This is a genomic window from Microcystis sp. M169S2 (genome assembly GCF_020245865.1).
GTDB lineage: Bacteria > Cyanobacteriota > Cyanobacteriia > Cyanobacteriales > Microcystaceae > Microcystis > Microcystis ichthyoblabe_A.
In genome coordinates this window covers 1-26108 of record NZ_JADBUB010000103.1, presented here as the reverse complement: position 1 = coordinate 26108, position 26108 = coordinate 1, and the positions used below count along the sequence as shown (strand labels likewise).

The window sequence follows — 26108 nt, the reverse complement described above, 5'->3', positions numbered from 1 at the left end:
CTGGGGGTTGTTCTAATGGTGATCCAAGACACGGAAGACTATTGTATCAAGATTTAATTACAGGATAACTTTTTTACAAGAAAGGAAAAAAAATGGTTTGATAGGCTGAGATGATCTTATCACTCCAAAAGACACTCATCAGAGCGCCGAGGGCAAGAAATGGACCAAAGGGTATAGCTTGTTTTTTCCCCATTTTACCCAGAAAAATTCCCGTCATACCGATGGCCGCCCCAATAGCGCAGGCCAGAAAAGCGGTGACTAATAATGCTTGCCATCCTAACCAAGCACCGATCATGGCCGCTAATTTTGCATCTCCTCCCCCCATGGCCTGTTGTCCGAGGGCAAAACTCCCCCCCCACTGGATCAGATCAAATAACCAGACTCCTAAAACCGCACTAGCGATCGCTGAAAAGAGATAGATAACACTTTGATTATTTTGCCAACCCAAGAGAGTCTGAAAAACTATCCCTAAAACTAATCCCGATTGGGTGAGGGAGTTAGGAAGCGTCATCGTGTCAAAATCAATCAAAGCTAAAGCTAATAACCAACTTAGGAGAATCCAATAGCCGAGGGTCTGCCAAGAAAAGCTAAAATCTTCTAAAACCAGACAAAATAACAAACCGGTAAAAGTTTCGACCGCTGGATAACGGGCAGAAATCGGGGTTTTACACCAGCGACAACGACCTCCTAGCCATAACCAGCCGAAAACAGGTATATTCTCGCTTTTACCCAACCTGTGGTGACATTTCGGACAGTGGGAAGGGGGATAAACTAGAGATATCCCCTGAGGTAATCTATAGATGACCACGTTTAAAAAACTGCCCACCGAGGCACCAAAAGTGAAGACAAAGGCAAAAGTAACTAGATGAAAGAGGGTTTCCATCCTTAAACTGGCAGATAATTGATTAGTTTGTCATCGCCTATTATAGGGGAAAAGATGCCACTATCTCCCCTCTTAAGCATCCAGTAATAATACTTAAAGCTCATCCCTAAAGGTGAATTTTCTTCTGGGCTTTTTTAGTGGATAATTAGCGGGGATAACCCTACATAATGGGTGTAAAACCGCACTATCACCCCCAAGTAGAACCTGACAAAATTAAATTATCCCAGTGAACGAGGACAAATTAATGAAACCGATTGTTGAATCTTTTTACAACTGGTACAGCAGCAAAATCACTCACCCTAAATATCGTTGGATTATCATTCTGGGAACTATGGTTTATCTTTTTAGCCCCCTCGATATTTCTCCTGACGTTTTCCCCATTATTGGTTGGATCGATGATGGGATTGTCCTCACCCTTTTAACCACGGAATTATCCCGATTAGTTCTTGATTATCGCAATCGCCGTCCAGGGAGAGTAAATAATCAAACTGAAGTTTCTTCCCCAACCAATACCGTTGATACCGATGCCTTAGAAGTCAAAAGTTAGAACTCTGAAGTCTCAATTTTGACTTCTGAATTCAGGAGATTGCTGTTATTTATTCTCCCCCCGCAACGCACACGAAGTGGTCTTCCTACACCCTTCTCCCCACTTCCCCACTCCCCATCTCCCTAAACTTGAATCAAAGAACTATCGACACTGGCTAAAAGTGTTTGCACTTCCTCATCGCTGGTTTGGGAAAAGTCCTCGTACCAAAGAGAAATTGATCTCAATTCGTAGGGTTTATGTAGGCAAATTACTCGATCAACTAATTTTTCTAATTGATCACAGACTTCCGGCGGGGCAACAGGAACGGTAACAATAATAGCAGCGGGATTTTCAGCCTTAAGGGTCAGAATCGCCGCTTTAATCGTTGCTCCCGTAGCGATCCCATCATCTACTAGAATAATCGTTTTCCCCTTCAAGACTGGAAATGGGCGTTCACCTCGATATAAGCGATCACGTCGCTCTAATTCGATCATTTCTTCCTTTGCTACCCTTTCCATCATCGCCTCCGATAGGTGCAAGTCGTCAACGATACTTTCATTGATTACCCGCACACCATTCTGACCGATCGCCCCAAAAGCTAACTCTTTTCGCTCCGGTACACCTAATTTTCGCACTAAACACAGATCTAGCGGTAAATGTAACCTTTGGGCAATTTCAAAGGCGATCGGAACCCCACCCCGGGGCAAAGCCAACACCAGCAACCCAGCACTATTGGTATATTCTGTCAAGTAACTAGCTAATAGTCTCCCTGCTGATCGCCGATCTTTAAGCAGATAAGTCATAATGCCCTCCTAGGGGTTAATCCCCGTGGGGATCCCTGGTTTCCTCTGCCTTTATTCTATATTTCCCCGCTCATCTCTAGCGGAAATGTTAAGAAATTTAGCAAAGGCTTGACATTTTTTCGGCTAACCGCAGTTGTTCCAGGTCGGAGATCGGCTAAAATCTTAGGCAAAAGGGTTTTGTAAAGTTAGGTAACAAACATGAATCAAAGTTTAAGTGATGCGCTAGAGCCGATCGCCGCTGCCTTTCGCAGTCTCGGAACTCCTGAACCGATCGTTCATTGGGGACATCCAGTCATGATGGGGATCGTGGTTTTAGTTATGGGTAGTTATACTGCCTATGCCGGTTGGCAAAGCCGTTTAAGCCAAGATGGGGAAGTAGTGGCCAAAAATCGGGCTGATCACCGCAAACTCGCCCCCTGGCTGTTTTTATTTATCACTCTCGGTTACACCGGCGGTATTTTATCCCTAGTCATGCAGAAACATCCCATCCTTGAAAGCAGCCATTTCTGGACAGGATCGATCGCGATCGGTTTATTAGCTTTCAATGGATTATTGTCCCTCACTGGCTTCGCTGGCGGTAAAAAAGAACTTTTCCGGACTATTCACGCCTATATCGGCAGTATTGCCCTAATTTTACTGCTGGTTCACGGTGTTTTTGGTCTTCAGTTAGGATTATCTCTCTAGTTGGTTTATTCATGGCTTCGGGTGGGCCAATTCCCACCCAGAAATTTTTCACGGTGAAGATTGTGACCAAGGCCAATAATTGAAGAAATCATGACTTTAAGCGCTATTGTCGGGATTCTGCGTTTAGAATTAACAGTTAATTCACCAAGAAGGTATCGTCACGCAACGAGGAGATAGATATTTTGAAGAAAGTAGAAGCGATTATCCGACCCTTTAAACTGGAAGAGGTGAAAATCGCCCTAGTTAACGCGGGCATTGTCGGCATGACTGTCTCCGAAGTTAGAGGTTTCGGTCGTCAGAAAGGTCAATCGGAACGTTATCGCGGTTCCGAGTACACCGTCGAATTTCTCCAAAAACTCAAGATCGAGATCGTCGTCGAAGATAAGCAAGTCGATATGGTCGTCGATAAGCTGATTTCGGCAGCCCGTACCGGTGAAATCGGAGACGGTAAAATCTTCATCTCCCCCGTGGAACAGATCGTCCGCATCCGTACCGGAGAAAAAGACCTCCAAGCGATTTAACCTCCAAACAAGGGATGATAGTACAATGCTGTCATCCCCCCCCATTGAAAGCAATTCCCATCAAGCAGTGTAACCTAATTTGATAGCGACCACCAACGACCGATTCCCCCAAACCAAAACTTTGTACCTCACCATTAAGATAAATACTATAATTGCAATCTGCTGAATATCAGTTTAAGCCTTGCTATAAAAGAGTTTTGCGAATTTTTTGGCTAAAAAAGTGCCAGAAACCTGAAGGGATGACAAGCAGATTGAAAGTGAGACAGGGTGTGGGGGGTAAGGAAAAACCTTGAGACTTTCCCCGAAATGAGGACGGGAGAATTAAGTTAATCAATTTGAAGGGTGACAGCGAGGAGATTTTCCAAAAAAAAACCACAGGCTAGACCCTGCACCCAGCCTAGACTTCAACCTCCTTGTCACCCCTTCCTTCAGCCGGACTAGATAGGATCATTGCCGGTGACTGAAAAAAACCCTTGCCTAAAAAGTCACAAATATTATATAATGTTTGATTGTGGCCAAAATCGGTGTTAGGTGGTGCTAAGGGCACTACCGAGCAGAACCGCCTTGGTCGCTCGGTCTTCGCCGGGATACTGAAGATAAACCCTTTAAGTCCCCAAGAAACAAAGACCAGCAACAATCTAGGCAGAACCAGCAACCCTGTCTAGTCCTACTTACGAATTTAACGGGATGCCAGCTTAAATAACTCGAAAAAAGTTATTCAAGTTGGGCAGGCTGATAAAGCGGGAAAGATTTTTCTCGCTCCTATAGCCACGGCCACGTTATTTTTGATTGTCGTCTAGTAAAGATAAAGAGAACAATCCGTGTCTATCGGTATCCTCGGTACAAAACTGGGCATGACCCAAATCTTCGACAACAAAACGGGAGTCGCCATTCCCGTCACCGTCGTTCAAGCCGGTCCGTGTCCCGTCACCCAAGTCAAAACGAAAAAAACTGACGGTTATGAATCCATCCAAGTGGGATACAAAACCGTCAAAGAAAAAGCCCTCAACAAACCGCTACTCGGTCATTTAGCCAAAGCCGGTGTCTCCCCCCTGCGGCATTTAATCGAATACCGTCTCGAGGACGCATCCGCCTACACTTTAGGCCAAGAAATTACCGCCGCTATCTTCCAAGAAGGCGATTTAGTCGATGTGGCTGGAACCACCATCGGACGAGGTTTCTCCGGCTATCAAAAACGCCATAACTTCAAACGCGGTAACATGACCCACGGTTCCAAAAACCACCGTCTCCCCGGTTCCACCGGTGCTGGTACTACCCCTGGCCGGGTTTTCCCGGGTAAGAGAATGGCCGGACAATACGGAGCCACCCAAGTGACCATCCGCAAACTGTCCGTGGTCAAAATCGATAGCGAACGCAACCTGATCCTGATCAAAGGAGCCGTCCCGGGTAAACCAGGAACCCTGTTAAACATCACCCCCGCCAAGAAATTTGGTAAATAGGGCAAGGAAAGATTAAAGCCATGGTTAACTACACAGTCAAAAATTGGCAAGGGGAAGAAGCGGGAACAGGCACCCTGGAACTGAAAACCGCTAAACCCGAAACCGCCAAACATCTAATTCACCGCGTCGTCGTCAGCCATCTAGCGGCGGCCCGCCAAGGTAATGCCTCCAGCAAAACCCGCTCGGAAGTGCGCGGCGGTGGTCGCAAACCCTGGCGGCAAAAAGGCACCGGTCGCGCCCGGGCCGGTTCGATCCGTTCTCCCCTCTGGCGTGGTGGCGGTGTCATCTTCGGACCAAAACCGAGAGATTTTGAGGTTAAGGTCAATCGCAAAGAGAAAAGATTAGCCCTGAGAACCGCTTTGATCAGCCAGGCCGATAACTTTATCGTGGTTGAAAGCTTCGCCGAACAATTCTCCCAACCCAAAACCAAGGAACTCACCGCTGCCTTAAGTCGCTGGGGAGCCAGTCCAGAGGAAAAAATTCTGCTGATTTTGACGGAAATTCCCGAAAATGTCTATTTATCGGGACGTAATATCTGCAATCTCAAAATTATTCGCGCCGATAGTCTCAACGTCTATGATGTCATCCTAGCTGATCGAGTTATCGCCACCGCCGCAGCCCTAGCTAAAATTGAGGAGGTCTATGGTGCTTAAAACTGAAGCCAGACAACTCGCCGATCTGATCCTAAAGCCGATCGTCACCGAGAAAGCCACCCTACTCCTAGAACAAAATAAATACGTCTTCGATGTCGCCTTGAAAGCGACCAAGCCGGAAATTCAAGCGGCGATCGAACTACTGTTTGACGTGAAAGTAACGAAAGTAAACACCAGCCGCCCCTCTCGTCAGAAAAAACGCGTCGGCCGTTTCCTCGGTTACAAACCCCAATACAAACGCGCGATCGTGACCCTAGCGGAAGGCGACTCGATCGCCCTCTATCCCGACGTATAACCACCAAGAAACCCGATAACGGAAAACTAAACTATGGGTATTCGCTCTTTTAGACCTTTAACCCCCGGGACAAGGCAGGCGGCCATCTCCGACTTTAAGGAGATCACCAAAACCGAACCGGAAAAGTCCCTAACTCATCACAAACACAGCAAACAAGGGCGTAATAATCGCGGTGTCGTCACCAGTCGTCACCGGGGCGGCGGCCATAAACGCCTCTACCGGATTATCGATTTTCGTCGCGATAAACGGGATATTCCCGCCACAGTAGCGGCGATCGAATACGATCCTAACCGTAACGCCCGCATTGCCCTGCTTTTCTACAAAGACGGGGAAAAACGCTACATCATCGCCCCCGCCGGTTTAGGCGTTGGTGATACCGTCATCGCCGGAGAAAACGCTCCCTTCGAGGTCGGTAATGCCCTCCCTTTAAGTCGCATCCCCCTAGGGACAGAAGTTCATAACATCGAACTCGTCCCCGGTCGCGGTGGTCAAATGGTGCGGGCTGCTGGTGGTTTCGCCCAAGTGGTAGCCAAAGAAGGCGATTACGTTACCATCCGCCTCCCCTCCAAAGAAGTACGCATGATCCGGCGTGAATGCTACGCCACCATCGGAAAAGTCGGTAACGCCGAAGCGAGAAACATCAGTCTCGGTAAAGCCGGTCGTACCCGTCACCGCGGTCAAAGACCTCATGTTCGGGGTAGCGTCATGAACCCAGTGGATCACCCGCATGGAGGTGGAGAGGGTCGCGCTCCGATCGGACGTTCCGGCCCGATGACTCCTTGGGGTAAACCCGCCCTCGGTCGCAAAACTCGCAACAAGAAAAAACGCAGTAGCGATCTGATCGTGCGCCGTCGTAACCAGGGTTAGAAACTATTACTTTACTTTTGACTGAAAATTATGGGTCGTTCACTGAAAAAGGGGCCATTTGTCGCCGGCCACCTGATGGAAAAAATCGAAAAACTCAACGCCCAGGGCAGTAAACAAGTGATTAAAACTTGGTCCCGGGCCTCGACCATCATTCCCGATATGGTCGGTCACACGATCGCCGTTCACAACGGCAAACAGCACGTTCCCGTCTACGTTTCCGAGCAGATGGTCGGTCATAAACTCGGTGAATTCGCTCCCACCCGCACCTTCCGCGGCCACGCCAAGAGCGACAAAAAAGCAGGACGGAAATAAATCAGCCGCTACTCCCTCAGTCGTCAGCTAGATAGTGGCCTCTGAGCAAGGCCGAAGAGTCGTGACCATAAATCACCAAGACTGATGACTGATAACTGATAACTGATAACTGATAACTGAAATGACCATCGATACCTCTAACGAAGTCAAAGCGATCGCCCGCTATATTCGGATGTCACCCCTGAAAGTCAGACGGGTACTCGATCAGATCCGCGGTCGCTCCTATCGGGAAGCCCTAATTATTCTCGAATTCATGCCCTACCGGGCCTGTGACCCGATCCTGAAGGTCCTGCGTTCCGCTGTTGCCAACGCCGAAAATAACGAAGGACTCGATCCCGCCACTTTGGTGGTTAGCCAAGCCTTTGCCGATGGCGGTCCGACCCTAAAACGTTTTCGACCCCGGGCCCAAGGCCGCGCCTACCAAATTCGCAAACCCACCTGTCATATCACCGTCGCCGTCGCTCCTAGCCTCGAAGACTAATCACCTTAACTAAAAAAACCACAATGGGACAAAAAATCCATCCCCTCGGTTTTCGTCTCGGCGTTATCAAAGATCACAAATCCTGCTGGTATGCCGACGCGAAACGTTACCCCGAATTAGTGCAAGAAGATCGCCGTATTCGTGATTACGTCGAAAAAAACCTCTCTAATGCAGGTATCGCCGATATTCGCATCGAACGCAAGGCCGATCAAGTAGATATTTCCATCCATACCGCTCGCCCCGGGGTCGTCGTCGGTCGTGGTGGCACGGGAATCGAACAGCTGCGCCTAGGTTTGCAAAAAGCCCTCGGTGGCCAGCGTCAAATTCGTATTAACGTCATCGAAGTGGCTCGCGTTGATGCCGATGCCAACCTGATCGCCGAATACATCGCCCAACAACTAGAAAGACGGGTTTCCTTCCGTCGTGTGGTGCGGCAAGCTATCCAACGGGCGCAAAGGGCCGAAGTCAAAGGGATCAAAATTCAAGTTAGCGGCCGTCTCAACGGGGCAGAAATCGCTCGGACTGAATGGGTGCGGGAAGGACGGGTTCCCCTGCATACCCTGCGGGCCGATATCGATTACTCCTACAAAACCGCCAGCACCATCTACGGGATTCTAGGCGTGAAAGTTTGGATCTTTAAGGGCGAAATTATCCCCGGCCAAGAAGAAATTGCCGCCGCCGTTCCCGCTCAAGCACCGCGCCGTCAACAGCGTCGCCGTCAACAGTTTGAAGATCGCTCTAGTGAGGGTTGATCCCTAATATTTATCAGTGGTAAATAGCTCATGTTAAGTCCCAAAAGAACAAAATTCCGCAAACAACAGCGCGGACGGATGCGCGGGCTGGCCACCGGCGGAAATACGATTAATTTCGGCGATTTCGCCCTGCAAGCCACCGAACCCTGTTGGATTACTTCCCGTCAAATCGAAGCGGCCAGACGGGCAATGACTCGTTATATCCGTCGGGGTGGCAAAATCTGGATCCGCGTTTTTCCTGATAAACCCGTCACCCAACGGGCTGCAGAAACTCGGATGGGTTCCGGGAAAGGTTCCCCCGAATTCTGGGTGGCCGTGGTTAAACCGGGGTTCATTATGTTTGAAATTGCCGGGGTAGCCGAACCCGTGGCCCGGGAAGCAATGCGCCTAGCCGCCCAAAAATTACCAATTAAGACCAAATTTATCACTCGCGAGGAGGATTTTGTCTAATGGCTCTACCGAAAATCGCCGAAGTGAGGAAGATGAGCGATGACGACATCGCCGACGCTATCCTCGATGCCAAAAAGAAACTGTTTGAATTGCGTTTGCAACAGGCCACCCGCCGATTGGAAAAAACCCACGAATTCAAACACACCCGCCACCGTCTCGGCCAATTATTGACCGTAGAACGAGAGCGCCAACTAGCCCAGTCCACCCCGGAGGCATAACCCGCTATGGCAGTTAAAGAAAGAGTTGGGGTAGTGGTCAGCGACAAAATGGATAAAACCGTAGTGGTAGCCATTGAAAACCGCTCTCCCCACCCTAAATACGGCAAAATCGTCGTAAAAACCCAGAAATTTAAGGCTCACGACGCAGAAAATCAAGCCAAACAAGGCGATCGAGTTCGTATTCGTGAAACCCGCCCCCTCAGTAAAACCAAACGTTGGGAAGTGGCGGAAATATTAACCGATAATTAAATTTCACCTAGGTAAAAACCGTGATTCAACAACAAACCTACTTAAATGTCGCTGACAATAGCGGGGCGCGGAAACTAATGTGTCTGCGGGTGCTGGGAACAGGTAACTGTACCTACGGTGGCATCGGTGACAAAATTATCGCCGTGGTTAAGGACGCTATCCCCAATATGCCCGTGAAAAAATCCGATGTGGTGACGGCGGTGATTGTGCGGACCCGTCAAACCGTCCGTCGCGATAGTGGCATGAGCATCCGTTTTGATGATAACGCCGCCGTGATTATTAATAATGACGGTAATCCCAAAGGTACGCGGGTTTTTGGTCCAGTCGCTCGGGAATTGCGCGATAAAAACTACACCAAAATTGTTTCCTTAGCCCCAGAAGTTCTCTGATCAAAGTGAAAAGTACCAAGGCAATTGGCTGATGGCTAGTCTAAAACTTTTCACACTTTGAGGTCAAAAAAAAATGAGTAAGAAAAACATTCAAACCCCGCCCCAAAGGCAAAAAATGCACGTTAAAAAAGGGGATGTCGTTCAAGTAATCGCCGGTTCCGATAAGGGCAAGGTGGGCGAAATTTTACGGGCCCTACCCCAAGAAAGTACCGTGGTGGTCAAGGGAGTTAATATCCGCACCAAACATACTAAACCCCAACAGGAAGGGGAATCGGGTCAAATCGTTACCTACGAAGCACCGATTCACAGTTCCAAAGTGATGCTTTATTCCGAGAAGAAAAAAATCGCCAGTCGGGTGGGTTATACCTTTACCGAAGACGGTCGGAAAGTGCGGATACTGAAGAAAACTGGCGAAATTATCGATTAGTTTCCCATCAATTCTAGTTCCTGACCAAGCCCAGGAAAAGTAAGCAGCAAAACTATGAGCCAAAAACTAAAAACTACCTATCAAGAAACCATTGTTCCTAAACTGAAAGAACAATTTGGTTATACCAATATCCACCAAGTACCTAAAGTTATCAAAATTACTGTTAACCGCGGTCTTGGGGAAGCTTCACAAAATGCCAAAGCTTTGGAGTCTTCCAAGGAGGAACTGTCCACCATCACCGGACAACAACCGGTAGTGACTAGAGCTAAAAAAGCGATCGCGGGCTTCAAAATTCGCGAAGGAATGCCCGTGGGTGTCATGGTGACATTGCGCGGCGATCGAATGTACGCTTTTTTAGACCGTCTAATTAATCTGGCCTTACCACGTATTCGCGACTTTCGCGGTATCAGTGGTAACAGTTTTGATGGTCGTGGTAACTACAGTTTAGGCATTCGTGAACAGTTGATCTTCCCTGAAATTGAATACGACAAAATCGATCAAATTCGTGGGATGGACATCTCAATCATCACCACCGCTAAAAACGACGAAGAAGGACGCGCCCTCCTCAAAGAGATGGGAATGCCCTTTAGATAAATCAATCAAGAGAAAAGTAAACAGTGACCGGTAAATAAGTGAACAGTAAACAGCAAACAGTAAACAGTGAACAGCAAACAGTGATTGAGTGAAAAGACAGCAGGAAACTGCTATTTAATACTACTCACTTAATACTCAAATCTGATAACTGATAACTGATAACTGATAACTGATAACTGACCACTGATGTTGATCCCAATTTAGGAGAAAAACAGGTAATTCATGTCTGCTAACGATACCATCTCGGATATGCTGACCCGCATCCGTAACGCTTGCGCGGTTCGGCAGACCACTACTCAAATTCCCACCACGCGGATGACGCGCAGTATTGCTCAAGTTCTCAAGGACGAAGGCTTTATTGCTGACTTTGAGGAAGTGGGTGAGGGGATTAAATCTCAATTAGTTCTTTCCCTCAAATATAAAGGCAAAAACCGTCAACCGATCATTACTACCCTCACCAGAGTCAGTAAACCGGGCCTGCGAGTTTATTCCAACAGTAAAGACTTACCGCGCGTCCTCGGTGGCATTGGCATCGCCATTGTTTCCACCTCTAAAGGCATTATGACTGATCGCGAAGCGCGTAAACAAAACGTTGGCGGCGAAGTCCTTTGCTACATCTGGTAAACAAGGATAAGCTATCAGCCGTCAGCCTTTGCAAGTTTAAACCCGATAGCTGACCCACTGATAACTCTTCCGGGATATCTGACCCACTGATAACTGATAACTGTTATGTCTCGTATTGGCAAACGCCCGATTCCTATTCCCAATAAAGTCACCGTCGATATCGATGGTGCTACCGTGACGGTCAAAGGGCCCAAAGGAACTCTCCAGAGAACCCTACCCACCGCCGTCACCATCAATAAAGATGGCGAAACCATCCTCGTTACCCGTCAAGACGATTCCCGTACCGCCAGAGAACGCCACGGACTCTGTAGAACTCTAGTGGCCAACATGGTAGAAGGAGTCGCTACCGGCTTTCAAAAACGCCTCGATATCCAAGGGGTGGGCTACCGCGCCCAGGCGCAGGGTAGTAAATTAGTTCTTAATGTTGGTTACAGTAAACCTGTGGAAATGGAGATGCCCGATGGTGTTTCCGTAGCAGTAGAAAATAATACCCAAGTTATCGTCAGTGGCATCGACAAAGAAGCGGTCGGTAACATTGCCGCTAAAATCCGCGAAGTTCGTCCCCCCGAACCTTATAAAGGAAAAGGGATTCGCTATCTTGGTGAAGTCGTCCGTCGCAAAGTTGGTAAAGCTGGCGGTAAAGGCGGTAAAGGAGGTAAAAAATAAACCATGAAACTTAGTCGCAAAGAATCAGTCCGTCGTCGTCACCAGCGTGTGCGTCGCAAAATTAATGGCACTGCTGAACGGCCCCGTTTATCCGTATTTCGTTCTAATAACCACATCTACGCCCAAATTATCGACGACGTGGCCCAACATACCCTCGCGGCCGCTTCTACCCTAGAGGCAACCTTGCGCGGGGAATTGGAATCCACCGCTACCCAAGAAGCCTCGGCTGCCGTGGGTAAACTGGTGGCCCAACGGGCCCTAGAAAGAGGCATCGAACAAGTGGTTTTTGATCGCGGTGGCAATCTCTATCACGGTCGCGTCAAAGCCTTAGCAGAAGCGGCTCGGTCAGCCGGCTTAAACTTCTAAAATATCCTTTCAACACTGATAAAACTATGGCAAAACGTCGCAAAGGCAACCGCGAAAAAGAAAAAGAAACCACTTGGCAAGAGCGGGTCATCCAGATCCGCCGGGTTAGTAAAGTGGTTAAGGGTGGTAAAAAACTCAGCTTCCGAGCTATTGTCGTGGTCGGTAATGAAAACGGCCAGGTGGGAGTGGGAGTCGGCAAAGCAGGGGATGTTATCGGGGCTGTCCGTAAAGGTGTGGCCGATGGCAAAAAACAGCTAATTGAAGTCTCCTTAACTAAAGCTAGTTCTATCACCCACCTCACCCGGGGCGCTTCCGGTGGCGCTCAGGTGCTTATGCGTCCGGCTGCTCCGGGGACTGGGGTTATTGCCGGGGGTGCTGTCCGTACCGTTTTAGAATTAGCCGGGGTGAAAAATATCCTCGCTAAACAACTCGGTAGCGATAACCCCCTCAATAACGCTAGAGCGGCTGTTAACGCCCTGGAAACTCTCCGCACTTTCTCGGAAGTGGCTAAAGATCGAGGCGTATCTGTAGAACATTTGTACACCTAAAGAAATCACCATGAAACTCCACGAAATCGCCCCCCAACCGGGGTCCACTAAACGCCGTCGTCGTGTGGGACGGGGTGTCTCGGCCGGCCAGGGCGCTAGTTGCGGTCTGGGAATGCGCGGACAAAAATCTCGCTCTGGGACAGGGACTCGCCCCGGTTTTGAGGGGGGACAAATGCCCCTCTATCGTCGGGTTCCCAAATTAAAGCATTTTCCTTTGGTTAACCCCCGTCAATACACGATTGTTAATCTGAGAAAATTGGCTTCTTTACCCGCTAATACGGAAGTTACCCTGGAAAGTCTGCTAAAAGCTAAAATTCTCACCAGTAACGACGGCCCTTTAAAAGTTCTGGGTGATGGTGAAATTACCGTTCCCCTCAAGGTTAAGGCCGCTGCTTTTAGCAATAGTGCTAAAGAGAAAATTACCGCCGCTCAAGGTACTTGGGAAGAAATTTAACGGAGACTCCGAGACAGGAGACTCCGAGACAGGAGACTCCGAGACAGGAGACAGGAGATAAAAGGCAAAAGGCAAAAGGCAAAAGGCAAAAGGCAAAAGGCAAAAGGCAAAAGGCAAAAGGCAAAAGGCAAAAGGCAAAAGGCAAAAGGTAAAGGGCAGCTTTGTTCTCCCCACACCCTACACCCTACACCCCACACCCCACACCCCACACCCCACACCCCACACCCTACACCCCACACCCACACCCTAACACCCAACCCCCAAGACCGGATTGCTATATCATAAGAAAGACAGGGGAAATCTTAAAAAAATCGAGAAAGTTTTCCCCCTCGATTACTTTTTCCCATAAAAAAACTGCACTAGAGGTAACTGTTAATGGTCGTCAGTCGTGATAAGGCTCCCACGGCACAGGAAACGTTTATGCAAATGGCACAAGCGGCCGGTTTACGCGGTCGCTTGTTGATTACATTGGGTTTACTGGTTCTGCTCCGTTTTGGGATGTTTGTACCGATACCCGGATTGGATCGGGCAAGATTAGCAGAAATTATTCAAAGTAACGCCGCTTTGGGAATCCTTGACCTGTTTACCGGGGGAGGATTATCGACGTTAGGGATTTTTGCCCTCGGTATTCTTCCCTATATCAACGCCTCAATTATCGTGCAACTACTCACCGCTGCCCTTCCTTCTTTGGAAGATTTACAGAAAAATGAAGGAGAAGCAGGACGGCGAAAAATTGCCCAAATTACCCGTTATGTTGCCTTTGGTTGGGCAATTATTCAAAGTATCGGTATTACTCTCGGTTTATTGGTGGCTAACGGCGTTGTGGCTGGAACTTTACCCTCGATCGCTGCTACGGTTCTCGCTTTAGTGGCCGGTTCTATGTTCGTGATGTGGATTTCGGAACTGATTACGGAACGCGGTCTGGGAAATGGAGCATCTTTGCTGATTTTTGTCAACATTGTCGCTGTTTTACCAAAAACCCTCGGTGATACGATTACTTTTGCTCAACAGGGTGGCCGACAAGCGATCGCTCAAGTGGTGATTCTCTTGCTGGTTTTCTTGGTGATGATTATCGGCATTGTTTTTGTTCAGGAAGGAACCCGTCGGATTCCGATTGTTTCTGCCCGTCGTCAGGTCGGTCGTCGTCTCTATCGGGAAAGAACCAGTTATCTACCCCTACGACTCAATCAAGGGGGCGTGATGCCGATTATTTTCGCCTCGGCAGTGTTGGTCTTACCTTTCCAATTGGTGCAAGCTTTACCCACGGATAACCCGGTCGGTCAGGTTTTAGTCCAGTTGGTTAATGCCCTGCGTCCCGATAGTTGGGGTTATGTGGCTTTTTATAGCTTACTGATTCTCGGTTTTAGTTTCTTCTACGCTTCCCTGATCGTTAACCCCAAGGATATGTCCCAAAACCTGAAAAAAATGGGGACCAGTATTCCGGGGATTCGACCGGGGACCGCTACTACTAATTATCTGGAAGGGGTGCTGAATCGTCTCACCCTTTTGGGCGCTCTCTTTTTAAGTTTGGTGGCTACTGTGCCGACTGTAGTAGAAAGCGCCACCGGTGTCACCACTTTTCGCGGTTTGGGGGCAACTTCCCTGTTAATTCTGGTGGGGGTGGCGATTGATACGGCGAAACAAATTCAAACCTATGTCATCTCTCAACGCTATGAGGGCATGATTAAACAGTAGTTAGATAGTCAGCCAGTGACCTTTTAGCGGTTACTGGTTGTTTTTTCCCTTAAAACCCTATATTTAATCCATGAGCAAACGGATCGGTGTGATATTTTTGGGACCGCCCGGATCGGGAAAAGGGACCCAAGCGGCAAAATTAGCGGAATCTCTGACGATTCCCCATATTTCTACCGGTGAAATTTTACGTCAAGCAATTACAGAGAAGACAGAACTTGGTCAGCAAGCACAAGCTTATGTGGAAAAGGGCGAATTAGTCCCCGATGAGTTGTTATTAGGTTTAATTCAGGAACGTTTAAAACAGCCTGACAGTGCTAAGGGTTGGATTCTTGACGGTTTTCCCCGCACGGTGGCACAGGCGAGCTTTTTAGACGCATTACTGGAAGAATTGGCCGATAGTTACACATTTGTGGTCAATTTGGCTGTACCAGATACGGTCTTGATTGAGCGTCTCATGCAACGCGGTCGTCAAGATGATACCAAAGAAACGATCGCCCGTCGCCTACAGGTTTATATCGACCAAACTGCCCCGGTTTTAGATTATTACGGTCAAAAAGGGACTCTTAACCATATCGACGGTAATCAACCGATGGACACGGTTACGGCGGCTTTAACAGCAGTTGTGACTCCTGTTTAGAGTTTCTCTCAGTCAGTGATCAGTTATCAGTAATCAGTGATCAGTCAGTTGTGAACTAAATCCAGTTATTAAAAACTGATTATTTATTCCCTCTTTTGCCTCTTGCATGAGTGCCTGTCCTGATATGTAGCCTATACTCAACGGATTTAGTATTATAAGTTTTTTATATAAAACAAGCTTTAATAGTTGAGAATATTTAAATTTACATTTCGCAATAATTGTCTTTTCCTAAGAATTTATTGAAAATAATTCTCATTTGTTTACGAGGTTGCAATACTTCCAGCGATTATGGTATAATTTCGCAGTATGAAATGATAGGTTTTTCTGTGCTTTTTAGGGTTTTAGCTATCTGTTGATCCTGAAAACCCTTGCTAAATCTACACTCACCTATTCAGCAACAGCAATAAATGGAGGTTAAAGAGCCTTTTAAAACCCAACCCGTTGATCAATTAATTGTGTAGTTTTGTTGCAAAGAGAAAGTTTTTTTGACAAAAAGAACAAAGTGTGCTGCTGAGTGATCTATATTGCTTTTATTTGTTCTCCCCACACCCTACACCCCACACCCCACACCCTACACCCTACACCCCACACCCCACACCCCACACCCTACACCCTACACCCCACACCCTAATCTCCTAGAAGGGAAACTTTGCCCTTACCCCTGCGTCTTGGGCCTCTAAGCAAACAAGTGTCACGCTTGCGATAGAATAGATTGGACTTAGCCTAAATGGGGTCAGCGAAAGAATGTGCGGAATTGTTGGCTATATCGGAACCCAAACAGCGATCGATATTCTCCTAGCTGGATTGGAACGTTTAGAATATCGGGGTTATGATTCGGCAGGGATTGCCACAATTCTCGAAGGTGAATTACATCGAGTCCGCGCCCAGGGAAAACTCTACAATCTGCGGGAAAAATTAGAACAGGAAGTTAATCCCTCCCAAATTGGCATCGGTCACACCCGTTGGGCAACCCACGGCAAACCCGTAGAAAGTAATGCCCATCCCCACACCGATAATAGTCAACGGGTGGCAGTGGTACAGAATGGCATTATCGAAAATTTTCAGGCATTAAGAACAGAATTAAAGGAAAAAGGCTGCATATTTGACTCGGAAACCGACACAGAAGTTATTCCCCATCTAATCGCCAGTTATCTACCCAAACCTACCGATGAAGAAGACTTAGGGGTGAGTCCTTTCCTCAAGGCAGTTTTAAGGGCAATTGAACGTTTAGAGGGTGCTTTTGCCCTAGGAGTGATTAGTCCCGATTATCCCGATGAATTGATTGTGGTGCGGCAACACGCCCCTTTAATCATCGGTTTTGGTCAAGGGGAGTTTTTCTGTGCCTCCGATGTCAGTGCTTTGGTTCCCCATACCCGGGCAGTGCTGTCCTTGGATAATGGCGAAATCGCTCAGTTAACACCCTTGGGAGTAGAAATTTATAATTTTGAAGGGAAAAGAGTCCGTAAAAGCCCCAGAGTCCTCGATTGGAGTCCGACCAACGTAGAAAAACAGGGCTATCGTCACTTCATGCTCAAGGAAATCCACGAACAACCCGGAGTGGTGCGCGACTGTTTAGGGACCTATCTGCATCCCCATTGGACAGCACAAAATGGGGATAATGTCAACCCGATAAATCTTAATTTTTCTGAGGAAATTTACGAAAATTTAGAACATATTCAGATTTTAGCCTGTGGAACCAGTTGGCACGCTAGTTTAGTGGGTAAATACTTGATTGAGCAGTTGGCAGGTATTCCCACAAGGGTACAGTACGCCTCGGAATTTCGCTATGCACCCACCCCCCTGATGCCCAATACTTTAACCATCGGGGTGACGCAATCGGGGGAAACAGCCGACACTTTAGCGGCGTTGGAAACGGAAAAACAGCGTCGTTTAGGATTAGGAAAAAAATATCAGGCCCGGATTATCGGGATTACTAATCGCCCCGAAAGTACCCTAGCACAAATGGTCGATCAGATTATTAATACTCAGGCGGGGATCGAAATCGGGGTGGCGGCAACTAAGAGTTTTACCGCCCAGTTATTGGGTTTTTATCTCTTAGCTTTGGATTTATCCTATCGTCGTCAAACTCTGTCTTTAGAGAGAATCGAGCAAATTATTAATCAAATGCGATCGCTGCCAAGATCGATCGAAACTGTCTTAGAAACACAGGAAAAAGCGATCGAAGAATTGGCCCATGAATTTAATGACACCCAGGACTTTATTTTCTTGGGACGGGGGATTAATTTCCCCATTGCCTTAGAAGGGGCTTTAAAACTCAAAGAAATCAGTTATATTCATGCGGAAGGCTATCCAGCCGGAGAAATGAAACACGGACCAATCGCGCTTTTAGATGCAAAAGTTCCCGTAGTAGCGATTGCGATGCCGGGGGTAGTTTATGATAAAGTTCTCTCCAATGCACAGGAAGCAAAAGCAAGGGATGCGCGGTTATTGGGAGTAGTTGCTGACAGCGATACGGAAGCACCAAAAGTCTTTAATGATTTGTTGTATGTGCCGGAAATTGAGGAATTATTATCGCCAATTTTAACAGTAATTCCCCTACAATTGCTCTCCTATCATATCGCGTACCGTCGCGGTTTAGACGTGGATCAGCCGCGCAATTTAGCCAAAAGTGTCACGGTGGAATAGGGTTCGGTTGGGGGAGATTCAGCTAATCTAAGGATAGGCGGTTAAAATGCGTCTTAGCTTACATGGGCATTTTAATTTTTTATTCTTGATAAACATCTTGTCGGTGTCCGATTCTAGTAACCTTTATTATTTTATCATTATCCTCTATTGTGTAAACAATGCGGTAATCACCAACACGAAGCCGATACATTTTATCTTCTCCTTTTAGTTTTATGGCATAGAACGAGTTAGTTAGGACGCTTTCAATTTTCAAACTCTTATCGGTCAAGGGTTTCAGCGATTGATTGTCCTAACCACCCCGCTCTTTGCTATACAACACCAGAGGGACGGGGATCTTGCTGTAATTTCTCAAGACTGTCACTCACCCGTTGCCTAATCGAAGAAGGTAATTTTTTAAATTCTTTAGCCGCAGAGGTTTTCAATCGAATTTGATAATTACTCATCGAATGTATTTTCTGTTTCTAATTCTTGTTTTAATTCATCCCAAGAAATTTCTGATTCATTTTCTCGACTACGAGAGACTAAAATATCAGAAAAGTCTTCCCAAAGCTCTCCCCATTCTTCTAAGTCAATGAGAACAGCTTTCTTTTCCCCTTTTTCATTAATCACAAAGTTAATTCCTTTCATAATTGTTTGATAACTTGAACTTATATAGGAGCGATCGATCTTTGTGTCCTTTGTGTCTTTGTGGTTTGTTCCACCTCCTCGCCAGTTTTAAGTAGGTAGGCGTTAAAAATTATCAGATGCCCCCCTTATCAAGGGGGGACTAAGGGGGGATCGGCACTCCCCTTATCAAGGGGGGCAGGGGGGATCGAACCTAAAATCCATCTTTAATTCAATTATAACCAGCTACTTAGAATATATTTTACCCAGAAAACCTAAGAGATCCCCCGATTTTCAGTACAATATTACTGCAATATTAAAAGCAGTGAACAAATAAACAGCGATGATCACCGGCGAATTAAAATCCAAAATAGATAAACTTTGGACAACCTTCTGGAATAACGGCATTAGTAACCCGCTTTCGGTAATCGAGCAGATTTCCTATTTACTCTTCATCAAGCGCCTAGATGACCTAGAACTAGCTAAGGAGCGTAAATCCCAAAGATTAGGCGAAAACCTCGAAAATCCCACCTTTACCCCCAGCCAACAGCATATCCGTTGGTCCCACTTCAAAAATCTCGATGATGCCGAGACAATGCTCCAGATTGTCCGGGATGAAGCGTTTCCCTTTATCAAAGATCTGGGGCAATTGTCCAAGGGTAGCACCTACGCTAAACACATGAAGGACGCGGTGTTTCTCATCGCCTCCCCGGCCCTGCTGGGGACAGTAATCGAACAAATTGAAAAAATCCCCATGGAGGATCGGGACACCAAAGGCGACCTTTACGAGTATATGCTCTCGAAACTGAGTACAGCCGGGACTAACGGACAGTTTCGCACACCGCGCCATATTATCAAAATGATGGTGGAGTTATTAGCGCCGGGACCCCGGGAGGTTATCTGTGATCCGGCCTGTGGCACAGGAGGCTTTTTAGTGGCGGCTGCCGAGTATGTGCGGGAGTTAAAGGACAGTGAGGGGGGACGTTTGCTCCATGAACGCGGCAACCTAGAGCATTTCAATAACCAAATGTTCCACGGTTTTGATTTCGATGCGACGATGTTACGCATTGGCAGCATGAACCTGATGTTACACGGTATCGAGCAGCCGATTATCGAGGCCCGGGATTCCCTATCGGAGGATCACGCCGGGGTAGAGGATAGTTTTACCATGATTCTGGCTAATCCACCGTTTAAGGGTTCGGTGGAGAAGTCCACTATTGCCAAGGATTTATCGAAAATCATTGACACCACTAAAACCGAGTTATTATTCATGGCCCTGTTTTTGCGCTTGCTGAAGACGGGGGGAAAAGGTGCGGTAATTGTGCCGGATGGGGTGCTATTTGGCTCGTCCAAGGCCCATAAGGACATCCGCACCATCTTGGTAGAAGAACATAAGCTAGAGGGGGTGATATCGATGCCGTCGGGGGTGTTTAAACCTTACGCGGGGGTATCTACTGCGATCCTGATTTTTACGAAGCTGGGGGTAAGGGAAAAGGGGACTGACTTCGTTTGGTTTTATGACATGGTGGCGGATGGTTTCTCTCTCGATGATAAGCGCCAACCGATTGCCGATAATGATATCCCAGACTTGCTGCGCTGTTGGCAGCAACGCGACTCCGCTAAGGATACCAATCGCACTTCGACAAAGCTCAGTGACCGCACAGGGAAGGCGTTTTTTGTGCCTCGCGAGGAGATTCAGTCCAATGCTTATGATCTATCAATTAACCGTTATAAGGAGATAGAGTACGAGGAAGTGAGCTATGAGCCGCCGAAGGTGATTTTACAGAAGTTAAGGGCTTTAGAGGCTGATATTCGTCAGGATTTGGACGCATTAGAGGAGATGTTAGGAGATTAGGAGATGAAAAATCTACAGCCATTAGACCTACATCCTCTCAAAACCGAATCCGAGTATGAGGCCGCTTTACTGGAGATTGAGTCGCTTCTGGAAGTACCTCCGGGGACACCGGAAGCAGCGTGCTTAGATTTGCTTGCCACACTGCCATCCGATCCCCCCCAACCCCCCTTAAAAAGGGGGGAGAAGAGTTTATAGTAGGGTGGGTTAGACGGCAACAATCTAGGCGTTAAAGTCAATCTAACAATCCGTCGTAACCCACCGATTTAGTCCACCGAAAGGATATTTGATTTATGTTTGAAAATAAGATTGATCAGGTTTTACACGCATTAAAGGAGATGTTGGGATGAAGCTATATACAAGTAATAAGGGTGTTTTTCCCGATGACTGGAAAATAGTTAAACTCGGTAGCCTATGTGATTTACAAAATGGCTATGCCTTCAAATCAACGGATTACGTTGACTCTTCTAATACACTGAGTTGTCGAATGAGTAATATTCGACCAGATGGGGAATTTGATCTAGATTATCATCCAAAATTTCTACCTGATCCATACGCAGATAAATATCAACAATTTTTGCTGAAAGATAATGATGTCATAATTGCTATGACCGACATGGCAACTGAACCGAAAATATTAGGAGTTCCAACTGTTGTCTCTACTAAGGGCAGAAATGTTTTACTTAACCAACGTGTAGGAAAATTAGTCATAAAAGATAAAGACTCTATTTTTTTTCCCTATCTCAAGCGTGTTTTAGGTACAAATAGGGCAAAACAACATTATTTACGGTTTGCTGGCGGCGGAGTGCAGATAAACCTCAGCAAGGAAGACTTATTAAGCCTAGAAATCCCCCTCCCACCCATCGAAGAACAGCGAAGAATTGCGGCAATTTTAGATAAAGCGGATGGGGTGCGACGCAAGCGCAAAGAGGCGATTCGGTTGACTGAGGAGTTATTAAAATCGACTTTCCTAGAGATGTTCGGTGATCCTGTTACTAATCCGAAAGGGTGGGAGATATGTGAACTTCAAAATGTCTGCAATAGGGTGACTGACGGTACACATCAACCTCCTAATTGGGCAGATGAGGGGATTCCTTTCATATTTGTAAGCAACATTGTTAATGGTGAAATTGATTTCAAAGTAAGCAAGCATATCACAGAAGAATCATGGTTTGAGCTAACTTCCCGTTGTCCTATCGAGATCAATGACATTCTCTATACAACGGTTGGTAGTTATGGAAATGCCGCATTGGTAAGAACCAAAAATCGTTTTTGTTTTCAGCGACACATTGCACATATTAAACCAGATTCTCGAACTATTGAGCCAGAATTTTTGTTGGGTATGATGCAATCAGATTGGATAAGACAACAAGCAGATAAACAAGCAAGAGGGGTAGCTCAAAAGACCCTTAATCTTAGAGAGTTGAAAAAATTCACGATTTTCACCCCCCCCATAGAAGAACAAAAAAAATATGTCAAGCTCCGTCAAGGTGTTGAGAAGCAATTGAGTTATTATCGATCTGCCCTTGAACAATCCGAAAATCTCTTTAATTCCCTTTTACAAAGAGCATTTAGAGGGGAACTGTAGCCATGGCAGCTGGCGGATTACTGCCATAATCTTGTGGGAAATGCCATTAAAAAAGACCGTTGGACAATTAACCAAGATTCCTATCATCTCACACTGTCACTAGGGAAAAACCTAGATAAAATAACCGAACTTGCTGTTTTTTTATATAACTGTTAAACAATAATCAGGTAAAATATAGAGATAGCCAAAACTTTGGGAATAATAGAGTTATAGACTGGGGAGCGCAATATGGACTCAAACTTCTCCTTCCTGCGAGATCAATTCCCGACAATCTACGATCATGCCAGCCAAGCGGAGGGATTAGTCTTCAGCAACCCCCGGGCCAGTTGCTTCTATACCCGTTTTGTCCTAGAACAAATGGTCTGCTGGCTCTATGAAAACGACCCCTACCTGCAACCGCCCCGGGACAATAGCCTAGGCGCTCTTATCCACGAGCAAACCTTTAAAGATAACCTTAAACCAGGACTTTTCGGCAAAATTCGCACCATCCACAGAATCGGCAACAACGCCGCCCACCATACCAGCCCCATCAGTGAACGGGACTCCCTGCACCTGATCGAGGAACTATTTCATCTCACCTACTGGCTCGTGCGCTACTATGGGCAGAATGGGCGAGAATTGGGCGATATTCGCTTCGATCGCCAGAAGATACCCCCGGCCGCACCCCCCGCTCCCAAACAACTGCAAGACCTGGAAAAACGCCTATCCCAAAGCGATGCCCTGCGCCAATTGGCCGAAGCAAAACAGCGCCAAACCGAGGCCGAACTGGCAGCCGCTAGGGCCGAACGGGATGCCCTCCTCGCCCAAAATCGAGCAATCGCTGACCAGCACGACTACAACGAAGCCGACACCCGCCGCTACCTGATCGATGTACTACTCCAAGAGGCTGGCTGGGATACCAAAGCAGCCAACGTCACCGAGTTCGAGCTGCAGGGGATGCCCATCCAAAAGCCCGGAGATACCGGACGCGGTTTCGCCGATTATGTACTATGGGGCGACGACGGCAAACCCCTCGCCGTTGTGGAGGCAAAACGCAGCAGCAAAAGCCCCGACAGCGGCCAAAATCAGGCCAAACTCTACGCCGACTGCTTAGAAAAAAACTACAACCAACGCCCCGTTATTTTCTACAGCAACGGCTATGAAACCTATCTCTGGGATGATCTCACCTATCCCCCCCGTCCCGTCCTCGGTTTCCTGCGAAAAACCGAGCTAGAACGGCTAATTTTCCGCCGTTCCCACCGTAAACGCCTCAGCAACACCGCCATTAACGAGGATATTGTCGGCCGCCCCTACCAGAAAGAGGCCATCCGCCGCATTACCGAAACCTTTGAAGAAAAGTGCGCCCGTAAGTCCCTGTTGGTTATGGCCACGGGAACCGGTAAAACTCGAACTGCGATCGCATTGGTGGAACTGCTCAAGAGCGCCAATTGGGTAAACCGAGTCCTGTTTCTGGCCGATCGCAATGCCCTATTAAAGCAAGCCTATCGAGCCTTTCAGCGTCATCTACCCAGCGTTACCGTCCTGCATCTGACCCGCAGCAAGGACGTGACGGGGGCTAACGTCCTCTTCTCCACCTATCAAACCATGCTCAACGCCATCGATCGCATGGATGCAGAGGGGCGAATCTTTGGGGTGGGTTATTTTGACCTAGTGATCATCGATGAGGCCCATCGCTCCATTTATCAGAAATACGGCGAAATATTCGATTATTTTGATGCCCTGCTGGTGGGGCTAACTGCCACGCCGCGCTCGGAAATAGACCGGGACACCTACCGCATTTTCCAGCTACCCCAGGGCGTGCCTACCTTCGCCTACGAGTTAAATGATGCCGTTAGGGATGGCCACCTCGTCCCCCCCAAGGGCGTTACTGTGCCGTTTAAGTTTCTGCGTACTGGGGTTAAATACAGTGAGCTAACCCCACAGGAGCAGCTAGACTACGAGGAGAAGTTCCGGGACGAGGAAAGCGGCGAACTACCGCAGGCAATTAACGCAGCTGCCTTTAATGACTGGTTGTTCAATATCGACACCGTGGATCAAGCATTAGAATTATTGATGCAACGGGGGCTAAAGGTCAACAGTGGCGATCGATTGGGTAAAACGATTATTTTTGCCCGTAATCACCGACACGCCCAATTTATCTGCGATCGCTTTAACAGTAACTATCCTCACTACAAAGGCCATTTCGCCAAAATTATTGACAGTCACGACAATTACGCCCAGAGTCTGCTCGATGACTTCAGCGAAGCCAACAAAGAACCGATTTTGGCCGTCTCGGTGGATATGCTCGATACCGGCGTAGATGTGCCGGAAGTGGTCAATTTGGTCTTTTTTAAGCCCGTATTCTCCCGGGTGAAGTTCAATCAGATGATCGGGCGCGGGACCCGTCTCTGTCAGGACTTGTTTGGGCCTGGCAACCATAAAACCGAGTTTCTGGTCTTTGACCTCTGCGGGAATTTCGAGTATTTCGAGCAGGATATCGATGAAACAAGCCAGAAAATACCCGAAAGCCTCACCAGTCGCCTAGTGAAACATCGCCTCGAGTTGGCAACCCGTCTCGCTCCCGCCCAGCCAAGCGCGACACCTAGGGCAAGAGAGCAGTCCTCTACTTACAAAGTCGATCGATCCGGCGACCTATACACGAGTTTGCTCGATGCACTCCATCAACACATCGCCACCATGCCCCGGGATAATTTCCTCGTGCGTCGTCGCTTGCCGCAGGTGGAGACCTTTAGTCAGCGCCAGCGTTGGAACAACCTGAGTCAGGAGGACGCGGCCACCATTGCCGACTGCTTGGCCGGTTTACCCAATAGTCTGCCCAATGAGGATCCCCTGGCCAAGGAATTCGACCTTCTCTGTGTGAAACTGCAATTAGCCATTCTCAAGGCCGACCGTAGTTATGAGCGATTGCGGGACAAAGTGCGGGATATTCTCGGTCAACTGGATACTAAGCCCGATATCCCGATGATTAAGGGACAATTGGCCTTTATTCGCGAGGTGCAGGACGAAAGCTGGTGGACCAGAGCAACGCCGTCAATGGTGGAGGGGATTCGGGTGCGTGTCCGGGATCTGGTCAAGTTTATTGATCGCCAAAAGCAGCAGATCGTGATCACCGATTTTGTCGATGAGATGGGGGAGGTGCAGATTGTCGATATTCCCAACACTTCGACACGGCTCAGTGACCTCCATCAGACCGGTTTTAGTCGCGAACAGTATCGCCGGAAAGTCGAGGCCTATATCCGTCAGCATCAGGATCACCTTGCGATCGCTAAGTTGCGGCGCAATATCCCCCTAACGGAGACGGATTTATCTGCCCTAGAGGAGATGCTATTTTCGGCCGCAGAAATTGAGAGCCGTCAGCGTTTTGAGGAGGTCTTTGGCCAGACAAAAAGCCTCAAGCTCCTGATCCTGGAAATCGTCGGACTTGATCCCGCAGGGATCCGCGTAGCGGCACGCCAAGCGGCTAAACAAGCTTTTGCCCGTTATTTGCAGGGGACAAACTTCTCGGCCAATCAAATCCGTTTTATCGAAAATATCATCGATATCCTCACTAAAAACGGAGTTATCAATCCGGGGGCGCTCTACGAGCCTCCCTTTACTGATAACCATCCCGAAGGGCTAGATGGGATGTTTAATGATCAGGAAGCTGATCGGATCGTCTCGATTGTGCGATCGTTTAATGAGTCCGTTGATGCGGTCTAAGAGTAAGCGCGGATGAAGAAATAAAAGCATGAAAACTGACACGATTTTTTATCAACTCTTTCAATCATTCCCCTCTATCTTCTTTGAATTAATTCAACTCCCTATCAGCGAAGCGAATAACTACCGCTTTGACTCAGTGGAAGTCAAACAACTTTCTTTTCGTCTT

General features: G+C 47.6%; 35 protein-coding genes. 30 read left to right on the top strand and 5 right to left on the bottom strand.

Going from position 1 to position 26108, the window contains the following annotated elements:
• Window positions 1–73: 73 nt before the first annotated feature.
• Window positions 74–883 carry a prepilin peptidase gene (locus IM485_RS10635; protein ID WP_104397527.1) on the bottom strand — a complete coding sequence of 270 codons (810 nt, stop codon included), beginning with the start codon at window positions 881–883 and terminating at the stop codon, window positions 74–76.
• 244 nt (window positions 884–1127) lie between these two features.
• On the opposite strand from IM485_RS10635, the gene IM485_RS10630 reads away from it, so the two are divergent.
• Window positions 1128–1430 (top strand): YkvA family protein, encoded by a 303-nt coding sequence (locus IM485_RS10630; RefSeq protein WP_104397526.1) that lies wholly within the window; start codon window positions 1128–1130, stop codon window positions 1428–1430.
• A gap of 122 nt (window positions 1431–1552) precedes the next feature.
• On the opposite strand, the gene IM485_RS10625 is transcribed toward IM485_RS10630, so the two are convergent.
• Complete coding sequence (locus tag IM485_RS10625) at window positions 1553–2212, bottom strand: phosphoribosyltransferase (protein ID WP_287742938.1); 660 nt, start codon at window positions 2210–2212, stop codon at window positions 1553–1555.
• Between the two features lie 198 nt (window positions 2213–2410).
• Here IM485_RS10625 and IM485_RS10620 point away from each other — a divergent pair, with 198 nt between their 5' ends.
• From IM485_RS10620 to glmS, 24 genes are all read left to right on the top strand, one after another.
• Window positions 2411–2896 carry a DUF4079 domain-containing protein gene (locus tag IM485_RS10620; protein ID WP_104397524.1) on the top strand — a complete coding sequence of 162 codons (486 nt, stop codon included), beginning with the start codon at window positions 2411–2413 and terminating at the stop codon, window positions 2894–2896.
• 182 nt (window positions 2897–3078) lie between these two features.
• Window positions 3079–3417, top strand: coding sequence for a P-II family nitrogen regulator (locus IM485_RS10615; protein ID WP_002746593.1), 339 nt, complete (start codon window positions 3079–3081; stop codon window positions 3415–3417).
• Between the two features lie 821 nt (window positions 3418–4238).
• A complete protein-coding gene (gene rplC / locus IM485_RS10610; RefSeq protein ID WP_002734589.1) occupies window positions 4239–4877 on the top strand; it encodes a 50S ribosomal protein L3 in 639 nt (212 codons plus the stop codon).
• A 20-nt stretch (window positions 4878–4897) separates the two neighbouring features.
• The gene (rplD, locus tag IM485_RS10605) at window positions 4898–5530 is read left to right on the top strand and encodes a 50S ribosomal protein L4 (protein ID WP_002732765.1); all 633 of its coding nucleotides are present in this window, start codon (window positions 4898–4900) and stop codon (window positions 5528–5530) included.
• Window positions 5520–5825, top strand: coding sequence for a 50S ribosomal protein L23 (locus IM485_RS10600; RefSeq protein ID WP_002746599.1), 306 nt, complete (start codon window positions 5520–5522; stop codon window positions 5823–5825). The genes rplD and IM485_RS10600 overlap by 11 nt, the downstream gene beginning before the upstream one ends.
• A 33-nt stretch (window positions 5826–5858) precedes the next feature.
• Window positions 5859–6692 carry a 50S ribosomal protein L2 gene (gene rplB / locus IM485_RS10595; protein ID WP_002771036.1) on the top strand — a complete coding sequence of 278 codons (834 nt, stop codon included), beginning with the start codon at window positions 5859–5861 and terminating at the stop codon, window positions 6690–6692.
• A 30-nt stretch (window positions 6693–6722) separates the two neighbouring features.
• Complete coding sequence (gene rpsS / locus IM485_RS10590; RefSeq protein WP_002753908.1) at window positions 6723–7004, top strand: 30S ribosomal protein S19; 282 nt, start codon at window positions 6723–6725, stop codon at window positions 7002–7004.
• Between the two features lie 121 nt (window positions 7005–7125).
• Window positions 7126–7485, top strand: coding sequence for a 50S ribosomal protein L22 (rplV, locus tag IM485_RS10585; RefSeq protein ID WP_002734454.1), 360 nt, complete (start codon window positions 7126–7128; stop codon window positions 7483–7485).
• A gap of 23 nt (window positions 7486–7508) precedes the next feature.
• Window positions 7509–8237, top strand: coding sequence for a 30S ribosomal protein S3 (rpsC, locus tag IM485_RS10580; RefSeq protein ID WP_008197249.1), 729 nt, complete (start codon window positions 7509–7511; stop codon window positions 8235–8237).
• A gap of 30 nt (window positions 8238–8267) precedes the next feature.
• On the top strand, window positions 8268–8687 hold the full coding sequence (rplP, locus tag IM485_RS10575; RefSeq protein WP_002734310.1) for a 50S ribosomal protein L16: 420 nt from the start codon (window positions 8268–8270) through the stop codon (window positions 8685–8687).
• On the top strand, window positions 8687–8905 hold the full coding sequence (gene rpmC, locus IM485_RS10570) for a 50S ribosomal protein L29 (protein WP_002746608.1): 219 nt from the start codon (window positions 8687–8689) through the stop codon (window positions 8903–8905). The genes rplP and rpmC overlap by 1 nt, the downstream gene beginning before the upstream one ends.
• 6 nt (window positions 8906–8911) lie before the next feature.
• Window positions 8912–9154, top strand: a complete 243-nt coding sequence (gene rpsQ / locus IM485_RS10565; RefSeq protein ID WP_002796423.1) for a 30S ribosomal protein S17 — start codon at window positions 8912–8914, stop codon at window positions 9152–9154.
• Between the two features lie 20 nt (window positions 9155–9174).
• Complete coding sequence (gene rplN / locus IM485_RS10560; protein ID WP_002732358.1) at window positions 9175–9543, top strand: 50S ribosomal protein L14; 369 nt, start codon at window positions 9175–9177, stop codon at window positions 9541–9543.
• A gap of 73 nt (window positions 9544–9616) precedes the next feature.
• Window positions 9617–9970, top strand: coding sequence for a 50S ribosomal protein L24 (gene rplX / locus IM485_RS10555; protein WP_002733835.1), 354 nt, complete (start codon window positions 9617–9619; stop codon window positions 9968–9970).
• Between the two features lie 54 nt (window positions 9971–10024).
• The gene (gene rplE / locus IM485_RS10550; RefSeq protein ID WP_002734750.1) at window positions 10025–10564 is read left to right on the top strand and encodes a 50S ribosomal protein L5; all 540 of its coding nucleotides are present in this window, start codon (window positions 10025–10027) and stop codon (window positions 10562–10564) included.
• A 222-nt stretch (window positions 10565–10786) separates the two neighbouring features.
• Complete coding sequence (gene rpsH, locus IM485_RS10545) at window positions 10787–11188, top strand: 30S ribosomal protein S8 (protein WP_002734721.1); 402 nt, start codon at window positions 10787–10789, stop codon at window positions 11186–11188.
• Between the two features lie 105 nt (window positions 11189–11293).
• Window positions 11294–11854, top strand: a complete 561-nt coding sequence (gene rplF / locus IM485_RS10540; RefSeq protein ID WP_104397523.1) for a 50S ribosomal protein L6 — start codon at window positions 11294–11296, stop codon at window positions 11852–11854.
• A gap of 3 nt (window positions 11855–11857) precedes the next feature.
• The gene (gene rplR, locus IM485_RS10535) at window positions 11858–12220 is read left to right on the top strand and encodes a 50S ribosomal protein L18 (RefSeq protein WP_002746610.1); all 363 of its coding nucleotides are present in this window, start codon (window positions 11858–11860) and stop codon (window positions 12218–12220) included.
• Window positions 12221–12246: 26 nt separating this feature from the next.
• A complete protein-coding gene (rpsE, locus tag IM485_RS10530; protein ID WP_002757584.1) occupies window positions 12247–12768 on the top strand; it encodes a 30S ribosomal protein S5 in 522 nt (173 codons plus the stop codon).
• A 10-nt stretch (window positions 12769–12778) separates the two neighbouring features.
• Entirely contained in the window at window positions 12779–13222 is a 444-nt protein-coding gene (rplO, locus tag IM485_RS10525; protein ID WP_002780095.1) for a 50S ribosomal protein L15, read from the top strand.
• Window positions 13223–13383: 161 nt separating this feature from the next.
• Window positions 13384–13614: a hypothetical protein gene (locus IM485_RS10520; RefSeq protein ID WP_287742936.1), complete on the top strand. Its 231-nt coding sequence runs from the start codon at window positions 13384–13386 to the stop codon at window positions 13612–13614.
• Complete coding sequence (gene secY / locus IM485_RS10515) at window positions 13598–14917, top strand: preprotein translocase subunit SecY (RefSeq protein ID WP_104397522.1); 1320 nt, start codon at window positions 13598–13600, stop codon at window positions 14915–14917. The genes IM485_RS10520 and secY overlap by 17 nt, the downstream gene beginning before the upstream one ends.
• Before the next feature lie 70 nt (window positions 14918–14987).
• Window positions 14988–15554, top strand: coding sequence for an adenylate kinase (locus tag IM485_RS10510; RefSeq protein ID WP_287742934.1), 567 nt, complete (start codon window positions 14988–14990; stop codon window positions 15552–15554).
• Window positions 15555–16298: 744 nt separating this feature from the next.
• A complete protein-coding gene (gene glmS, locus IM485_RS10505; RefSeq protein WP_287742932.1) occupies window positions 16299–18200 on the top strand; it encodes a glutamine--fructose-6-phosphate transaminase (isomerizing) in 1902 nt (633 codons plus the stop codon).
• Window positions 18201–18279: 79 nt separating this feature from the next.
• On the opposite strand, the gene IM485_RS10500 is transcribed toward glmS, so the two are convergent.
• The 3 genes from IM485_RS10500 to IM485_RS10490 form a co-directional block, all read right to left on the bottom strand.
• On the bottom strand, window positions 18280–18390 hold the full coding sequence (locus tag IM485_RS10500) for a type II toxin-antitoxin system RelE family toxin (protein WP_253881464.1): 111 nt from the start codon (window positions 18388–18390) through the stop codon (window positions 18280–18282).
• Between the two features lie 118 nt (window positions 18391–18508).
• Complete coding sequence (locus IM485_RS10495; protein WP_287742930.1) at window positions 18509–18643, bottom strand: type II toxin-antitoxin system RelE family toxin; 135 nt, start codon at window positions 18641–18643, stop codon at window positions 18509–18511.
• Window positions 18636–18827 carry a hypothetical protein gene (locus IM485_RS10490; protein ID WP_002734734.1) on the bottom strand — a complete coding sequence of 64 codons (192 nt, stop codon included), beginning with the start codon at window positions 18825–18827 and terminating at the stop codon, window positions 18636–18638. The genes IM485_RS10495 and IM485_RS10490 overlap by 8 nt, the downstream gene beginning before the upstream one ends.
• Window positions 18828–19146: 319 nt before the next feature.
• On the opposite strand from IM485_RS10490, the gene IM485_RS10485 reads away from it, so the two are divergent.
• The 5 genes from IM485_RS10485 to IM485_RS10465 all read left to right on the top strand — a co-directional run.
• Window positions 19147–20658, top strand: a complete 1512-nt coding sequence (locus tag IM485_RS10485) for a type I restriction-modification system subunit M (protein WP_287742927.1) — start codon at window positions 19147–19149, stop codon at window positions 20656–20658.
• A gap of 3 nt (window positions 20659–20661) precedes the next feature.
• Complete coding sequence (locus tag IM485_RS10480; protein WP_104397518.1) at window positions 20662–20853, top strand: hypothetical protein; 192 nt, start codon at window positions 20662–20664, stop codon at window positions 20851–20853.
• A 148-nt stretch (window positions 20854–21001) separates the two neighbouring features.
• Complete coding sequence (locus IM485_RS10475) at window positions 21002–22243, top strand: restriction endonuclease subunit S (RefSeq protein ID WP_287742924.1); 1242 nt, start codon at window positions 21002–21004, stop codon at window positions 22241–22243.
• 228 nt (window positions 22244–22471) lie between these two features.
• Complete coding sequence (locus IM485_RS10470; protein ID WP_287742922.1) at window positions 22472–25942, top strand: DEAD/DEAH box helicase family protein; 3471 nt, start codon at window positions 22472–22474, stop codon at window positions 25940–25942.
• A gap of 28 nt (window positions 25943–25970) precedes the next feature.
• On the top strand, window positions 25971–26108 hold a 138-nt coding region (locus tag IM485_RS10465; protein WP_287637689.1), incomplete at its 3' end, for a DUF2887 domain-containing protein.

Bases quoted from the DNA above. Each gene is read 5' to 3' on its own strand.
- IM485_RS10635 (WP_104397527.1), bottom strand. From the start codon at position 883: ATGGAAACCCTCTTTCATCTAGTTACTTTTGCCTTTGTCTTCACTTTT.
- IM485_RS10480 (WP_104397518.1), top strand. From the start codon at position 20,662: ATGAAAAATCTACAGCCATTAGACCTACATCCTCTCAAAACCGAATCC.
- rplF (WP_104397523.1), top strand. From the start codon at position 11,294: ATGTCTCGTATTGGCAAACGCCCGATTCCTATTCCCAATAAAGTCACC.
- rplP (WP_002734310.1), top strand. From the start codon at position 8,268: ATGTTAAGTCCCAAAAGAACAAAATTCCGCAAACAACAGCGCGGACGG.
- IM485_RS10470 (WP_287742922.1), top strand. From the start codon at position 22,472: ATGGACTCAAACTTCTCCTTCCTGCGAGATCAATTCCCGACAATCTAC.
- rpsC (WP_008197249.1), top strand. From the start codon at position 7,509: ATGGGACAAAAAATCCATCCCCTCGGTTTTCGTCTCGGCGTTATCAAA.
- rplE (WP_002734750.1), top strand. From the start codon at position 10,025: ATGAGCCAAAAACTAAAAACTACCTATCAAGAAACCATTGTTCCTAAA.
- IM485_RS10495 (WP_287742930.1), bottom strand. From the start codon at position 18,643: ATGAGTAATTATCAAATTCGATTGAAAACCTCTGCGGCTAAAGAATTT.
- rpsE (WP_002757584.1), top strand. From the start codon at position 12,247: ATGGCAAAACGTCGCAAAGGCAACCGCGAAAAAGAAAAAGAAACCACT.
- IM485_RS10500 (WP_253881464.1), bottom strand. From the start codon at position 18,390: ATGTATCGGCTTCGTGTTGGTGATTACCGCATTGTTTACACAATAGAG.
- IM485_RS10625 (WP_287742938.1), bottom strand. From the start codon at position 2,212: ATGACTTATCTGCTTAAAGATCGGCGATCAGCAGGGAGACTATTAGCT.
- IM485_RS10620 (WP_104397524.1), top strand. From the start codon at position 2,411: ATGAATCAAAGTTTAAGTGATGCGCTAGAGCCGATCGCCGCTGCCTTT.
- rplD (WP_002732765.1), top strand. From the start codon at position 4,898: ATGGTTAACTACACAGTCAAAAATTGGCAAGGGGAAGAAGCGGGAACA.
- rplV (WP_002734454.1), top strand. From the start codon at position 7,126: ATGACCATCGATACCTCTAACGAAGTCAAAGCGATCGCCCGCTATATT.
- IM485_RS10630 (WP_104397526.1), top strand. From the start codon at position 1,128: ATGAAACCGATTGTTGAATCTTTTTACAACTGGTACAGCAGCAAAATC.
- rpsS (WP_002753908.1), top strand. From the start codon at position 6,723: ATGGGTCGTTCACTGAAAAAGGGGCCATTTGTCGCCGGCCACCTGATG.
- rpsQ (WP_002796423.1), top strand. From the start codon at position 8,912: ATGGCAGTTAAAGAAAGAGTTGGGGTAGTGGTCAGCGACAAAATGGAT.
- rpsH (WP_002734721.1), top strand. From the start codon at position 10,787: ATGTCTGCTAACGATACCATCTCGGATATGCTGACCCGCATCCGTAAC.
- rplR (WP_002746610.1), top strand. From the start codon at position 11,858: ATGAAACTTAGTCGCAAAGAATCAGTCCGTCGTCGTCACCAGCGTGTG.
- IM485_RS10600 (WP_002746599.1), top strand. From the start codon at position 5,520: ATGGTGCTTAAAACTGAAGCCAGACAACTCGCCGATCTGATCCTAAAG.
- IM485_RS10490 (WP_002734734.1), bottom strand. From the start codon at position 18,827: ATGAAAGGAATTAACTTTGTGATTAATGAAAAAGGGGAAAAGAAAGCT.
- IM485_RS10485 (WP_287742927.1), top strand. From the start codon at position 19,147: ATGATCACCGGCGAATTAAAATCCAAAATAGATAAACTTTGGACAACC.
- glmS (WP_287742932.1), top strand. From the start codon at position 16,299: ATGTGCGGAATTGTTGGCTATATCGGAACCCAAACAGCGATCGATATT.
- rpmC (WP_002746608.1), top strand. From the start codon at position 8,687: ATGGCTCTACCGAAAATCGCCGAAGTGAGGAAGATGAGCGATGACGAC.
- secY (WP_104397522.1), top strand. From the start codon at position 13,598: ATGGTCGTCAGTCGTGATAAGGCTCCCACGGCACAGGAAACGTTTATG.
- IM485_RS10475 (WP_287742924.1), top strand. From the start codon at position 21,002: ATGAAGCTATATACAAGTAATAAGGGTGTTTTTCCCGATGACTGGAAA.
- rplX (WP_002733835.1), top strand. From the start codon at position 9,617: ATGAGTAAGAAAAACATTCAAACCCCGCCCCAAAGGCAAAAAATGCAC.
- rplB (WP_002771036.1), top strand. From the start codon at position 5,859: ATGGGTATTCGCTCTTTTAGACCTTTAACCCCCGGGACAAGGCAGGCG.
- rplO (WP_002780095.1), top strand. From the start codon at position 12,779: ATGAAACTCCACGAAATCGCCCCCCAACCGGGGTCCACTAAACGCCGT.
- IM485_RS10510 (WP_287742934.1), top strand. From the start codon at position 14,988: ATGAGCAAACGGATCGGTGTGATATTTTTGGGACCGCCCGGATCGGGA.